This is a genomic window from Pseudomonas sp. NPDC087697, from assembly GCF_044743155.1.
GTDB lineage: Bacteria > Pseudomonadota > Gammaproteobacteria > Pseudomonadales > Pseudomonadaceae > Aquipseudomonas.
Map to the genome: position 1 here is coordinate 29,419 of NZ_JBIUVW010000009.1, position 14,726 is coordinate 44,144.

Consider the following 14,726-nt stretch of genomic DNA (forward strand, 5'->3'; position numbering starts at 1 on the left):
CGAGGCTCGCCCCTAACAAATAAACCTGTCCCCTTTTCTTCTTGTAGCGTCCCATGCAGTCTTTTGTATGCCACGTTGAGCCATCAATGCTTCGAGGGTGCTCCTCCTTGTTGCACAGCAATCTGCTGGGCTATATCTGCACCACCAACTCCATCAGTTCGGCCAGACCAAAAAAATGCCTCACTTGAATTAGTCGATATGTCTTTTGCACCAACATGCAACTAACGCCAATAGAGTTAACGCTTATCCTTCTCCGGCAGCCAGCCCTCTTCAATTCTCTGGACTAATAACGTGTCATTCCATGTTCCACGGATAGGGTACTCCCTCTGCTCTTGTGTTATTTCGCCAACTTTCCACTCTCTCTCTCCGTTCCAAAACCACCAAGCATCTACACGCCCAGTCGAAGGATTTACTACTCCTGCACGGAAGGTCGGTGTCTCCTGAGAGTGCTCTGGAATAGCACACCCCTTAGCCTTGTGGATAATCCCCTGCTTCAGAGCTGCCGAGACAGGAAAAAAAACCCAGAAATTTGTTTTTTCCCCCACCAGGACATCCAAATCTGGCACCTCATTATACGTACCTGGCAAGACACGGATTAATGAGCCCATCGGAGGTATTTTTTTCACAAACTGGAAATATGCTTTTCCACTCGTAGTAGCGATGGCAAATACATCTCCAATTTTTATCATTATTCGAACCCTGGATATCCAACTGTTTTCAAAAGAGCCGCGCCCCTAGTGAGAGACTCCGCATAAATCGGATTCGCTGTAGAGATGCTGTTGATTTTGTTGATCAATGAGCCACCATCTTTACCTAAGCCGTTGTACTCGATTAGCACCTGCTCAACTGCTCTCGCATCACTGCGAGATATATTCTGAAGACCTGGTATTGCATCAATCTCAATGCCTTTCTGGGATAAGTGTGCCGCTGACCGTGCTTCAAGATTATCGGTAATACCAACATATTGCACGGTACCGTCTTCTGCCGTTGAAGAGTAAACAGCGGTCTTGCCTGGATTCGGCACCACATCTTTTGCACCGCTTGCAGCTCCTGTTACCGCTGCGCCCTCTGCACCATCTACTGCAGCAACCCCTTTAGAAGCACCTATCGCGCCTCCAAAGCCGCCACTCAAAACTGCTCCCGTGACCTGCTGATTGTTTCCTAGCACTGCCTTATGCTGCGCCAAATCATAATCGCTTTGATTGGAATCCTGAAACCCCTGCAAGATTCCGAGACTTTCTTTACTCAGCCCCTGCGGATTATCTTGAAAGGCTTGATCCAGCGCATTGCTGCCCCCTTTCACAGCATCGTATTGAGGACCGCACTCTTCGAATGAACAACCTAATACGGCAATCCCCGCGCTCATGTCGCTAAGGGTTTGGTATTTAACCTGAACGTCAGTCCGGCATCCTGCGGCATCAGCCTTACCGTCACAACCGGCCAGAGCCTTTACAAGGTCATCCACTTGCTGATGATTGAGAAAATTGAAAGTGGTTGCGTTTCCTGCAATATCAGAGCCTTGCTGAAGGTTACCACCCACGGCTCCAGCGGCTACCACCCCGACTATCTGCGAGTACGCCACCAACAGTTGCGGGTTCTGACCCGCCGCCTTGACCAAATAAGGCAGTAATGCCTCGTTTGCGCCCGCCGCCAAAGCTCCCGTTTCAAATTTTCCACCTTCAGCTTCGCTCAGTAGCCCACCCACTAAAGCATGAAGCGCAATTTTTTCCGGACTACCATCCGCAGCCCCTACCGTAAGGTCACCCACGGCATTGAAGGCGAGAGCTTGCAACGTGCTTTCTGCGGCACTGGACAATGCATTGCCCAAATTGTCTTTTAGACTTCCCCCTTGGACGGCTGTCTGCGCAGTCGCTTCAAATGCCTGCTGCGCTGCCGTATAACTCAAGAACTGACCGACGCCTACCGGGTTGCTCAGATCAAAGCCATGGGTCGCTTTGCCAATATCGTCACCGGTAACGCCAAATGCATCGTTAAGCATACCTGCCGTAAATCCAGCGGTTAGGCCTGAGATGGCATAACCTTTTATGGCATTACTACTAAACGTATCTTTAAACGTTGCACCAAGATCCCCTTTATTACTGATCGCGCTATTTATAGCGACATTTTCCATACCGACAAAAACAGCATCGGCAACAGCAGTGGTAACGGCACCGGTCGCTCCGACTAAAGCGGCCCCAGCGCCTCCGGTTACAACTGCCAGTAGAATCGCAAGAATGAGTTGGGACCCAGCCCCCAAGCCAGAATTTTCATACTTGAAGCTATTGTGAATCTCCTGCACCTTTCGCCAGTCCACGTCGCCCCGCGCTTCGGCATCTTTCAACCAAACCAGGCTTGGGTCGGCCTTCACCATCGCGTCGATGGTTTGCGAAACGGTGTTTTGGTCGATCTGCTTGATATCGATGTTCAGGCCATTGACGGCGTTGATGACCGTCTGCCCTTTCGCCGTCAACTCGCTCTGACGCAACGTTTCATCGGTACTGCCCTCGCCCGACATCGACATCCAGGCCATGTCGCTGTCGCTCTTGCTATGGTTCTCCTGATGCAGGTCCTTCACTGCCTCAAAGGTGATGCCGCCACCGCTGTCGAAGGTCAGGTCGTTGCCGCTTTGGAGCTTGGCGCCCTGGTACAGTTGGTCGCCGCCGCTCTTCAGCGTCAGGTTCCCACCCGAGGTGATTGCGCTGCCGATGTTGGTGACCTGGGTCACTTCGTCGTGCTGGGTCTGCTTGCTGCCCCAACTGCCATCTTTCTCCATGTCGTACAGCGAGTAGTCGCTGTTTTGCGCCGCCAGCACGTTCAGTTTCCCACCCGCCACCAGGTAGGCTTCGCCCCCGGCGTTGACCTTGCTGGAGACCAAGGTCAGGTCCTGGCCGGCACTCAACGCCACGTTGCCACCGGCCGTCAGTGAGGTGGACACCTGATGGACGTGGTCTTCCTGGCTTGTCACCGTTTTATTCTGGAAGTACGAGTGCGATTCGTCCGCCGCCGAGGCCAGGGTCAGGTTGCCGCCGGCTGCCAAGGCGACGTCGCGCTTGGCGTCGATCTGGCTGGCGATGGCCGTGAGGTCACGGCCGGCGCTGATGCTCAGGTCCTGCCCTGTCGTCACGCTGGAACCGTACTGGGTGATCGTCTGATCGCGGCGGTCGGCGCCGTAGTTGTTACTGACGATTTGCTGGACCGAGGTGAGGTTGACGTCACGCCCGGCCTGGATGGTGGTGTCGGCAGTGCTGCTCAGGACGCCACCGGTGTTGTTGACGTCGCGCCCGGCGCGGATGGTCAGGTTGTTCGCCGCTTCGATGCGCGCCGCACTGTCGACAAAATCGCGCTGCTGGGTGTAGCCATTGCCGCTGCTTTGGTGGCTGGTGACGGTACGCTCGTTGATCACATCACCATTGACCGCCGTCAAACTCACATCGCGCCCGGCAATGATGCCCCCGGCCTTGTTGGTGAGGGTGTTACCCGCCAGCAGGTCCAGGCGATTACCGGCTTCGACCAGGCCGCTGTTGACCAGGTTGTTGCTGGCGACAGCGGACAGGTTGTTGCTGGCGCGCAGGGTGCCGGCGTTGTTCAGGTCCTTGCCGGCGATCAGGGTCACGTCGCTGCCCTGGATCAGGGCGCCGTTAGGGGCCAGGCGGTTGTTGGCGTTGGCCAGGTACAGCACCGGTACCAGGACGGTCTGGCCGTCGACGACTTCACTTTCCATCCAGACGATGTCGTGGGTCAGCGCGGCGACCTGTTCGGCGGTGAGGCTCACGCCGACGGACAGGTTCAGCTCGTTCTTGCTGGCGATGGCGTTGTTCATCAGGTATTTGAACAGCGCTTCGTCCGAGGTCTGGCCATCGATGAAGCGCTGACCGGTACGGGACACCACCGCTTGTTGAATCAGCTTCTGCTCGTAGAAACCATCGCCCAGACGTTTGGCACTTTTGTCCGGGTCGTAGCCGAGACCTGCCAGCAGGTAATCCGAGCTCATGAACTGCTTGAGGTCGGTCAGCACCGGGTTGGTTTCGATCAGGTATTTCTGCGGGTTGGAAGGACTCGCGCTGCTCGGCAGGCCTTGAACCCGGGCGATATTGAGCGGGCCAGAGACCGGGCCCAGCGTAATCGGGCTCGGTTGCCCACCCGGCAGTGACTGCTGGCGCTGCGCGGCGCTGATGCTGGCGCCACCCATGGTCCAGCTTTGCGGACCCGTGCTGGCTGGCGCGCTGGTGCTCGCGGCGCTCAGGCGAAACAGACCGTTCTGGCCGCTCGGCAGGCTGAAGCCTGGCAACGCCGTGGGGTTGACTTGTTGCTGAGCCAGGTTGGGCGGCAGCTGCGCGTTGATCTGAACCCGCGTGGCATAGGTACTGCCGGCACTGGTGTCGGTGTTGGTGTGGCCGGCGGTGACATAGGCGTAATAAGCCCGGACGACGCTGTTATTGATGTTCTGGGCAGCATTGAGATTGACACTGCCGCCCGCCTGGATCACCGCGTCGTAGGACTGACCGCCCGTATTAGTGGTCGTGCTGGTTTGAGAGAGCAGGCCGCCGCCCATCCAGCCGAGAAAGGTACTCAGGTCCGCGTCAACCGTGGCCGAAGGCGTCGGGCTGTTCTTGGCGTTGAAATCTGCAGCCGCCGCCGTTGCCTGGCCGATCTGCGTCACGAAGTTCCAGTACTTGCGCGCGGTCGTAATGTCCTGGGCTTGCAACCCGTTGTTGTTGATGGTTGTGGCATTCGCGGTCAGGTTGCCGCTGGCGGCGATGGTGCTGCTGGTGTTATTCAGCGTCTGCGCATTGATCAGGAGATTCGCGCCACTGGTGAGACCGGACGCCGCCGAGCTGTTTGTCACCTTCAGGCTGTCGGTTTCGTCGACTTCCCACAATCCATTGATGCCGCCCCAGTCGCGCTCATCGCAACCGGCGATCGGTATCTGCGCACACGGCAACTGGGTGATGGTCGCCGCAGTTTTTGTGTGATCGGTGTATTGCAGAACATCCATGACGTTGTTGACGGTCATGGCGTTGATGGTCAGGTTCTGCGCGCTCTCGATGCTGCCTGAGCGGTTGTCCACCAGGTCCGCCATGCCCCCCTGCGAATCCCGGCCGATCAGGACGTTGCCAAAGCCGTACACCTGCGCATAGGAGTTAGTGAAACTGCTGGCCAGCAGTTTCATATTCCCACCGCTGGAGATCAAACCGCCGCTGTTGAGCAATGCGCCGGTTGTGAGCGTCAGGTCTCCACCGGCCCCCAATGTCCCGAAGTTCCTCACACCTCCCGCCGTTACCGTCATTGCGGCCCTGGAGGTCAGCCGACCGCCATTGTCCAACTGGCCGCTGACATTGATCGTGGCGTTTCCCCCGCTCGCGATGGTCGACGTCACGCTGCTGAGGCTCACTTGCGCGGCACTCAGGCCAAGGGTCCCCTGGCTACTGAGACGGCCAGCGCCCCAGTAAGCACCACCCAGGCTCAGGTTCAGGTTGCCATCACTGGCAAGCAACCCGTCGTTGAGCCAGTTGACCCCGCTACCCGTGAAACTGTCGGAGGCCAACAGTTGGCCGCCAGCAGTTTGTGTGAAGCTGTTGACGTTGACATTCAGGCGCCCGGCCTGGACCACGCTGCTGTTGGTCCAGCTGTCGGCGTTGAGGGTCAGGCCGCCTCGGGTGACGAGGGTGCCGCCGGCGCTGATGACGTTCGCAGTAGAGATGTCGAAGGTGCCAGTGCCGACATGCAGCAGGCTGCCGCCGGTGTTGAGGAAGCTGCCGGCGCCGAGGGTCAGGTCGGTGTTGGCGGTTTCGATAGTACCGTTGCGGTTGTCGAACAGGCCGCCGATCTGGAAGTTGGTCAGGCCACTGGTGCCCAGGGCGCGCAGTTGGCCGGTCTGGTTGTCGATACTGGCGGCCTTGATCGCCAGGGTGCTGTCGCTTTCGATGATGCCCAAGCGGTTGTTGAGGGCGCCGCTGAGGGTCAGGTCGATCTGGCTGCCGGCGATCTGGCCGTCGTTGCTGCCGCTGTTGTCGAAGTTGTTGCCGGTGACGCTGACTCGACCTGTGGCATAGAGGCCGCCGTTGCGGTTGTCGAAGTCTGCGGTGCGAATGAGTGCATCACCGGTTTGCGCGGAGATGCGCCCGCCGTAGTTGTCGATACCGGCCAGCGCGGTGATGTTCAGGCTTTTCGCCTGGGTGATGCCACCCTGGCGGTTGTTGTTCAGGTCGTAGCCGTTTTTCAGCACGCCGGTGATGTGCGCAGTAAAGGCGCCTTGCAGGCTGGCCAAGGTACCGCCACGGCTGTCGACATTACCGGCATTGAGGGTCAGGTCACCGCCTTGGGCAATGATGCGGCCGCTCTGGTTGTCGATGTCACCGGAGGCCGTCAATCCCAGCGCGCCCTGGCTTTGCAGCGTGCCTTTGCCGTTGGCCAGACTGGCGGCTTGCAGTTGCAGGTCGGCGTTCTTGCTGTAAATCAGGCCATCGGCGTTGTTCTGCACCGCGCCCGTGGCGGTGAGCAGGAGTTGACCGCTGGCAGCGACGGTCCCGCGCTGGCTGTTGTCGAGGCCGCCGGTGAGCAAGGTCATCAGGTCCTGGCTGACGAGTTGGCCGCCCTGGTTGTTGATCTGGCTTGCGCGCTGGATCACCAGCGGACCGGCGCTGGCGAGTTTGCCGTTGGTGTTGGTCAGCGCCCCGAGCAGGTCGAGGGTGACCGCGCCGTTACCGGCCAGGCTGCCGGCGCTGTTGTCCAGCGCGCTGCCGGTGACGCTCAGGCCCTGTTGCGCATTGATCGCGCCCGCGGCGTTGCCGAGGGTCATGGCTTGCACGACGAGCGCCGCGCCACTGTCGATCAGGCCGCTCTGACTATTGTCCAGCAGGCCGCTGACAGTCAGTGTCTGACTCGCACCGCTGGACAGATTGCCCCCACGGTTGTCGAGGCTGGCGGCGTTGACGGTGAGCGCGTTCTGGCTGACCAGTGCGCCTGCGCCACTGTTGAACAGCGCGCCGCTGACGTTGACGCCCACCGCACCGTTGCGGCTGGAGAGCGTACCGTTGTTGCGGTTATCGAGGCTCGCGGCGCTGACGTCGAGCCCCTGCCAACCGGAGATCAGGCCATTCTGGTTGAGCAGGCTGCCGGTGGCGTTCAGGCTGAGCAGGTTTTTGCTGATCAGTTTGCCACCGCCGTTGTCGAGGGTACGACCGGCCAGGGTGAAGCTCTGGCTGCTGGACACCTCACCACCCTGGTTGTTCAGGTCACGCAGGTGGTTGATGGTCAGTTGGCCAGCGGTGGTGATCAGGCCCGCCGCGTTGTTCAAATCGCCGCTCACGCCGGTAAAGTCGAGAGCGATCGCGCTGCCGAGCAATGAACCACTCTGGTTGTTCAGGCCCGCACTGCTGATGTTGAGCAACGTGGCGGCATTGATCAGCCCCTGGTTCTGGTTAGTGAGCTGGCCATCGACGTTCAGATTGAGGTCGGCGAGGCTGGTCAGGGTGCCGCCGCTGTTGTCCAGGCTGGCGACGTGACTGTCGACACTCGCCGCCGCGATCAGTCCTTTGACGTTGGTCAGGGCCTGATTGATGCGCAGGGTCAGCGCCTGGCTGCTGAGCAGTTTACCGTTGCTGTTGTCGAGGTTATTGGCGGTGACCGTGAAGGCCTGGGGGCTGGAGATTTCGCCGTTCTGGTTGGCAACTCCGTTGAGATTTTTCAGCAGCAGAATCGGTGCATTGATCAGACCGTTCTGGTTGTTCAACTGGCCGTTGTTCAGGTCCAGACTCAGGCTCGTGTTGCTGAACAATTGACCGCCCTGCTGATCCAGCCCGGTGACACTGGCGGTCAGTGCGTTGACGCTGGCGATGCGGCCATTGTCCTGGTTGGTGACTTGCCCGGCGTTGAGATTCAGGGTGCTGCCGCTGTTGAGATTCCCGGCGTGGCTATTGTCGAACGCGCCGGTAGTAATGCTGACGGCGCCCTTGCCGCTGATGCTGCCCGCCAGGCTGTTGTCGAGGCTGGCGCTGTGCAGATCGATGCCACCGTCGGTGACCAGTTGACCGCCCTGGTTGTCGATCAGCCCTGCGCTGGTGAGGCTCAGTTGCCCGGCACTGGACAGGCTGCCCAGGCGGTTGGCCAGGCTGGCGGCACTGACCGTGAGCAGCCCTTCGCTGCTGAGCAGGCCGGCGTTGTTGGTCAGGTCGCCCGTGAGCGTGACGTTGAGGTCTTGCTGGCTACGCAGGCTGCCCGCGCTGTTGTCCAGGCTGATACCCGACAGGCTCACAGCGGTTTTGCCCGAGAGCAGGCCTTTGGTGCCGTTGACAATATGGTCGACGGTGAGGCTCAGCCCTTGCCCGGCGATCACCCGACCGCTGTCGCTGTTGTCCAGTTGGCGACCGGCCAGTGCCACGCCGACCGTACTCGACAGCTCGCCGCCGCGGTTATCGATAGCGTCAACCTTGACTTGCAGCGCCTGGGTCGCGCCGACCAGGCCATTCTGGCGGTTGTCCAGGGTCGATCCGCTAAGACCGAGCGTGCCTTGGGCAATCAGTTGGCCGTTCTGGTTGTTCAGGGTAGTGACTTGGGCGTTGAGGTTGCCCTTGGTGGCGATCTGGCCGGTGCTGTTGTCGAGGTTGCCGACGCTCAGTTGTAAATCACCGTCAGCGATCAATACGCCACTCTGGTTGCTGAAGTCGCCGAGCACACTCAAGCCCAGGCCGCCGGCGCTGCTGATCAGGCCTTGGCTGTTGAGTAGTTGGTTGGCGTTCAGGTGCAGGCTGTTGCTGGTGAGCACCCGGCCCTTGTTCTGGTTATCCAGGGTCCCGGCCGTGATGTTGGCGCTTTGCTGCGCGCTCAAGGTGCCACCCTGGTTGCTCAGGGTTTGCGTGGTGGTGACGCTCAGGTTGCGGCTGGCGACCACGCTGTGGCCGCTGTTGTTGAGGTTTTGCGTGCTCAGGCTGACGTCGCCGTTGGTGTTGCGGCTGGTGTCGGCGTTGACCCCGGCTTCAATGATGCCGCTGTTGGTCAACTGGCCGCCGCTGCTGAGGCTGATGCTGTCCCGGGCCGCGAGGCTTTGCTGGTTGTTCAGCGCGCCCTGGGTCTGGACGTTGAGCGCCGTGCCAGCATAGACCGGGCCCTGGGCATCGAGGCTGACGGCTTTGACCGCGACGGCGCCGGCAGCTGAGGTCTGGGCCATGCTCAGATGGCCGTTGGCATCGATCTGGATATCACCGCCACTGGCGGCCAGGTTGCCCGCCAGCCGAACCCCGACTCCGGCTTCGGTGCCCACCAGTTTGATCACCCCGGCGTACATCCCGCCCAAAGCCTGGGAGTCGATGGCCAGTGCCGGTGCATCAGCGGAGCTGGCGGCGCGCGGCGTGGCGTTGAGGCTTTGCGCGTCGACGTCATTGCGCCCGGCGACGATGGTGAGGTTGTTGGCCTGGATCTGGGCGTTGATCTTCGCGCTGCGGGTGATGATTTCGAAGCGGTCGATGTTGTTGGCGTTGAGGCCCGCGCCGTCAATCGAGACGCTGCCCTGATCGACCTGAAAGTGATCGAGGCCACCCGCGTTGCCCAGCACTGGCTTGCCGGTGGTCAGGGTGACACGCGGGGTGTTGATGAAACCGCAACCGTTGCAGCCGATGCCATACGGGTTGGCAACGATCACTCGCGCCGACTGCCCCGCCACTTCGGTGTAACCGTTGAGTTGGCTGGGGCTGCCGCCGTTGACTTCGTTGAGGATGGTTTGCGCGGCGACCCGGTTGGTCATGTTCGGGTTGCCGACGATGATCCCGCCCAACTGCGTCGCCCCGGTCTGCGCCGCGATGTTGTTGAGAATCACACCCTGGGTGCCGACGTTGTAATCGTGAAACTGGTTATGCGACAGACCCGTAGCGTTGGGAGTCGCGATGTTGATGATCGGCACACCATTACCCGCCTGCCCGAGGCTGGTCCCCGGCGCGCTGACCACGATCCCATCCGCCTGGGCCAGCAACGGCTGCCAGAACATCGCGTTGGCCAGGATGAACGCCAACCCGCGTTTCGGCATGCCCCAGAAGTGCTCACGGTTTTTCAGGGCAGCAGAAGGCTGGCGAGCCAGGAAGGCAAGGTGGCGAACGTCCATGTCAGAGGTCTCAGGAAAACGCGAAAATTAGAGGAAGAAATCCAGGCGGAAATAGATCGGCGCTTCGCGCTCGGTCAGGGCATCCGGCCATTCAAGGGAGTGGGCGAAGGTCACGCTGGCGGCCACGTGCTGACCACGGACGGGTCTCCAGCGCAGGTCATTGCGCCAGTAGGAGCGGCGGCCTTACCCGGCAGCAATACCTTGAGTTCTTCAAGGCGCTGGCGCTGCTCTTTGAGCAGGCGACTATGGCGGTCGCAGATCAGGTCCTGTTCGCCTGGAGTGGGAGCGGCGTGGGCCGGAGTCAGTGGACTCAGACAGGCCAGCGCAAGCAGCAGGTAGCGGCCCCTCATCCCGAGCGTCAAGCAGAGCATCTTCAATTCCCTGAGAAATGGCCTGATGCCATCATTAGGGCGGCGATACTATGCTGGCATTATGATGGCGTCAATTTTTCTACTCAATAATTATGTGTAAATATGTCGGCACACCATTTTGGTGCAAAAAGCACTCAGGGAACGGTGATCGATTCCACCCGACCTTAGCTCAGCGCGTAGCTGAACCAGCCACCTCACCGGCCCCATGTTTTCATTGCCCGCGAATCACTGGCAGTTGAGTGGACACGACGATGGTGAGAAAGCACTACGGAAGATGAATACCGAGAGACACCAAGAGCATGGCGGGTGCGGGCCTGATCCAGATGGCTGCGGGCATTGTTCAGGGCTTCTTCGCCCTTGTTGCCCAAAACGTGGCCGACGATGGCCAGCAGTATGGTGCCGTTGTAGGCACCGAAGCCCCCCCTGCGCTAGCCGCCTGAGCCTGATGCGAGAAGTGCCGCCTGCCCGGCCAGCAGTTGCCCAAGCTTGCGGCCACTGAACCGGATCTGCGACAGGCTCAGGGCGGTGAACCCGATCATCACCGCCGCCGGCCGTCGCACCTCCTGACAGAATTCGCTGACCGGTTGCAAGGCCAGCCCGATGGCGCTGGCACGGCAACAGAAGTCGGATTCGTCGCTGCCCGCAGGCAACTCCAGGACGAAGTGCAGACCGGCATGTTGCCCGGAAACCGAATAACCTCCCGGCGCCTCTTCCGCCAAGCAGGCCAGCAGCGCGTCACGGCGCTCCTGATAGGCCTGGCGTGCCGAGCGCAGGTAACGCACGAACGCCCCGCTCCTCATGTATTCCGCCAGCGCCGCCTGCTCGGTGACCCCAACGGAGCGGCCGGTGGTCTGCAGGGTAGCCAGCAGGCGATTGCGCAATGCCCAGGGAACCAACATGAAACCGAGGCGCAGCCCGGCGAACAGGGTCTTGTTGAAGCTACCGCAGTAGATCACCCGGTCATTGCGGTCCAGGGCCTTGAGAGCCGCCAATGGCGCGCTGTTGTAGTTGAATTCGCTGTCGTAGTCGTCCTCCACCACCCAGGCATCGGTCCGGCTGGCCCAGTCCAGCAGGGTCAGGCGCCGCGACACCGAGAGGGTCACCCCCAGCGGCGACTGGTGCGCGGGCGTGACATAGATCAGCCGGGCGTCGCTGTGCCGGCGCAGCGCCCCATCGTCGATGCCGTCTTCGAGGACCGGGATATACACCAGCCGCGCTCCGGCCATGGAGAAGATCCTTTTCGCCGACAGGTAACCCGGATCTTCGACACACACCTTGTCGCCCTGCGTCACCAGGCTGCGGGCCACCAGATCCAGGGAGTGGCGAATGCCCGTGGTCACGATCAGGTCGTCCGGCGTGCAGCGGATGCCACGGTACTTGGCCAGGTAATCGGCAATCTGTTCGCGCAGGGCCAGCACGCCGCCCGGGTCCGGCGAACAGAGCAACTGCGCCGAGGCTTCGGCCATGGCCTTGGCCACCGCCCGCGACCACACGCGAATGGGGAACAGCGCCGGGTCCGCCAGGCGCGCCACGAAGGGCAGCCCCACCCTGACCGCGGTCTCCAGCGGCGGTGCTGCTGGCGTCTGCTGCTCCCGCGCCAGGAGGGCCGTCCGGGCCTGCGGCGCGCGGATAAAGAGATCGGGCACCACCGCACCGACCCGGGTTCCCGAACCCGACACCCGAGTCACATAACCTTCGCTGCGCAAGCGGTCGAAGACCGTTTCCACCGTCCCCCGGGACAGCGACCAGCGCTGCGCCAGGGTCCGCGTAGAGGGCAACTGGCTACCGGCGGGCAGGAGTTTTTCCAGGATCGCGCCGCGCAATGCCTCATAGGCGCTTTCTTGTTTGGTCAACACCCGACTGCCATCGCTCAGGCTGCAGGGCTGGGGCAGATCAAGGGGAACGGAAACCTTTCCTCGGCTCATAGTGGTCCAGTCGAAATACTGATTAATGGCTCTAAGAATTAGACCACAAAGCGCCTAACGTCGCGGCCCTGTAATGGATACCCGAGAGCGACATGGCTTCTACAACAAAACACCACCGAATTCACCCTCGCGGTCATTGCTGGCGGTGGCACCTGCCGCTCCCCTCGCCTCGCCATTGCTCGCCCCTACGGAGTAACCCATGCCTGTAAAATCTCATCTGGCGCCCTGGATCTGGTCGGCGTTGTTGCTGGCGATCGTCTGCCTGCCACGCGTCACTATCGACATCTACCTGCCCTCGTTGCCGGCGATGGCCGATGCCCTGCATGCCAGCGATGCCCAACTGCAACTGACCCTCACCCTGTACATGGTCGGGTACGCCTTTTCGATGCTGATCGGCGGCCCGCTCTGCGATCGTTTTGGCCGGCGGCCGGTGCTGATCGGCGGCACGGCGCTGTACCTGGTGGCGACCCTGGCGTGCGTGCTCGCCCGCGATGTCGAGGTGCTGATCGTCGCCCGCATGCTCCAGGCCCTCGGTGGCTGCTGCGGCACGGCGATCGGCAGGGTCATGGTCCGCGACCGTTTCGACCGCCATGAACAGACCCGCCTGCTCAGCCGGATCTCCATGGGCATGGCCATTTCGCCGATGGTGGCCCCGATTATCGGCAGCCTTATCGAAACCGCCTTCGGCTGGCGTGGGGTGTTTGTGATCCTGACCGTGATTGCCGCGCTGACGCTGATCCTGATCAGCCTGCTGCTGCCGGAAACCCGTCCGCCCGCCCAGCCCGATACGCGCCAGCAAGGCACCCTGCGCATTTACGCGCGGCTGCTGCGCGACCGCTATTTCCTGCGCTACTCCTTGGCCATAGGCTGCGTGTATTGCACCTACTTTCCGTTTATCGCCGAGTCCTCGTCCCTGCTGCAACGCACCCTGCACCTGTCCTCGATGGAATATGCCCAAGTGTTCGCCGTCACCGTGGCCGGTTATGTGCTGGGTTCCAATCTGTTCCGCCGCCTGTCCGTCAGACACGACGCCGATACCCTGATCGGCTACGCCATCGCCCTGAACCTGGTGGGCTCGTCGCTACTGATCATGGCCACCCGGCTCTGGCCCGAGGCGGTGCTGTCGATCGTCTGCCCGATGATGCTGATCATGCTCTCGGTGGGTATCGCCATCCCGGCCTGTCAGCTGGCGGTACTGCAACCCTTCTCGGCCATTGCCGGCACCGCTTCCGGGCTGTTTTTCTTTATCCAGATGACCATGACCGCGGTGTGCGGCTTCGTCACCGGCAAACTCTCGGATGGCAGCGTCTACCCGATGATGATCATGACCTCGATCTACAGCATCAGCTTCTGCCTGGTCTGGCTGCTGTTCAAATCAGAGACTGCCCCGCTGGAGGAGGCGCTGGGCGAACGCTGAAGTGGCGTTGGGTATGTGACAAACAAAACGCCAGAAACGAAAAAGCCCCCGTAACTTTTCAGCTACGGGGGCTTTTTCTATGTATGGCGGAGAGATAGGGATTCGAACCCTAGGTACCGGTGAAGGTACAACGGATTTCGAATCCGTCCCATTCGGCCACTCTGGCATCTCTCCAACGGCGCGGATCATAACAGCACATTCACCGGAAGCGAACCCCCTGAGTGAAATTTTTCCGTGCTATCAGATGCTTGCGTCGATTACAGCGGTACGCCGAGGCGCTTGGCGACTTCTTCGTAGGCTTCGATGACGTCACCGAGGCCCTGACGGAAGCGGTCCTTGTCCATTTTCTTGCCGGTGGCCTTGTCCCACAGACGGCAGCCGTCCGGGCTGAATTCGTCACCGAGGACGATTTCACCGTGGAACACGCCGAATTCGAGTTTGAAGTCGACCAGCAGCAGGCCGGCGTCGTCGAACAGCTTGCTCAGGACTTCGTTGACCTTGAGCGACAGTTCTTTCATGCGAACCAGTTGCTCGGCCTTGCCCCAACCGAAAGCCACGACGTGGGATTCGTTGATGAACGGGTCGCCCTTGGCGTCGTCCTTCAGGAACAGTTCGAAGGTGTAAGGGTTGAGCTTCATGCCCTCTTCAACACCCAGACGCTTGACCAGGCTGCCGGCGGCATAGTTACGAACGACGCATTCGACCGGGATCATGTCGAGCTTCTTCACCAGGCATTCGTTGTCGCCCAGCAGTTTGTCGAATTGGGTCGGCACGCCGGCTTCTTCGAGTTTCTGCATGATGAAGGCGTTGAACTTGTTGTTCACCATGCCTTTGCGGTCGAGTTGCTCGATACGCTTGCCGTCGAACGCAGAGGTGTCGTTGCGAAACAGCAGGATCAAGCGGTCAGCGTCGTCGGTCTT

General features: G+C 60.7%; 6 protein-coding genes, 1 tRNA gene and 1 pseudogene. 1 reads left to right on the forward strand and 7 read right to left on the reverse strand.

Going from position 1 to position 14,726, the window contains the following annotated elements; all coding sequences use genetic code 11:
• Positions 1–236: 236 nt before the first annotated feature.
• The 5 genes and pseudogenes from ACIPIN_RS09290 to ACIPIN_RS09310 form a co-directional block, all read right to left on the reverse strand.
• Positions 237–689: a hypothetical protein gene (locus ACIPIN_RS09290; RefSeq protein WP_401117720.1), complete on the reverse strand. Its 453-nt coding sequence runs from the start codon at positions 687–689 to the stop codon at positions 237–239.
• The gene (locus ACIPIN_RS09295) at positions 689–10,093 is read right to left on the reverse strand and encodes a filamentous hemagglutinin N-terminal domain-containing protein (protein WP_401117722.1); all 9,405 of its coding nucleotides are present in this window, start codon (positions 10,091–10,093) and stop codon (positions 689–691) included. The genes ACIPIN_RS09290 and ACIPIN_RS09295 overlap by 1 nt, the downstream gene beginning before the upstream one ends.
• Positions 10,094–10,203: 110 nt before the next feature.
• A complete protein-coding gene (locus ACIPIN_RS09300) occupies positions 10,204–10,464 on the reverse strand; it encodes a hypothetical protein (RefSeq protein WP_401117724.1) in 261 nt (86 codons plus the stop codon).
• Positions 10,465–10,892: 428 nt separating this feature from the next.
• Complete coding sequence (locus tag ACIPIN_RS09305) at positions 10,893–12,011, reverse strand: PLP-dependent aminotransferase family protein (RefSeq protein ID WP_401117910.1); 1,119 nt, start codon at positions 12,009–12,011, stop codon at positions 10,893–10,895.
• 120 nt (positions 12,012–12,131) lie between these two features.
• Positions 12,132–12,389: pseudogene (locus ACIPIN_RS09310) on the reverse strand (GntR family transcriptional regulator); the annotation flags it as partial.
• Positions 12,390–12,588: 199 nt separating this feature from the next.
• Here ACIPIN_RS09310 and ACIPIN_RS09315 point away from each other — a divergent pair.
• On the forward strand, positions 12,589–13,806 hold the full coding sequence (locus tag ACIPIN_RS09315) for a multidrug effflux MFS transporter (protein ID WP_401117726.1): 1,218 nt from the start codon (positions 12,589–12,591) through the stop codon (positions 13,804–13,806).
• Between the two features lie 84 nt (positions 13,807–13,890).
• Here ACIPIN_RS09315 and ACIPIN_RS09320 read toward each other — a convergent pair.
• Both ACIPIN_RS09320 and purC read right to left on the reverse strand, forming a co-directional pair.
• Positions 13,891–13,980, reverse strand: a tRNA-Ser gene (locus tag ACIPIN_RS09320).
• A gap of 83 nt (positions 13,981–14,063) precedes the next feature.
• The coding region (purC, locus tag ACIPIN_RS09325; RefSeq protein ID WP_401117728.1) for a phosphoribosylaminoimidazolesuccinocarboxamide synthase at positions 14,064–14,726 on the reverse strand (663 nt) is incomplete at its 5' end.

Coding starts and splice junctions, on each gene's coding strand:
- ACIPIN_RS09290 (WP_401117720.1), bottom strand. CDS start 689: ATGATAAAAATTGGAGATGTATTTGCCATCGCTACTACGAGTGGAAAA.
- ACIPIN_RS09295 (WP_401117722.1), bottom strand. CDS start 10,093: ATGGACGTTCGCCACCTTGCCTTCCTGGCTCGCCAGCCTTCTGCTGCC.
- ACIPIN_RS09300 (WP_401117724.1), bottom strand. CDS start 10,464: ATGCTCTGCTTGACGCTCGGGATGAGGGGCCGCTACCTGCTGCTTGCG.
- ACIPIN_RS09315 (WP_401117726.1), top strand. CDS start 12,589: ATGCCTGTAAAATCTCATCTGGCGCCCTGGATCTGGTCGGCGTTGTTG.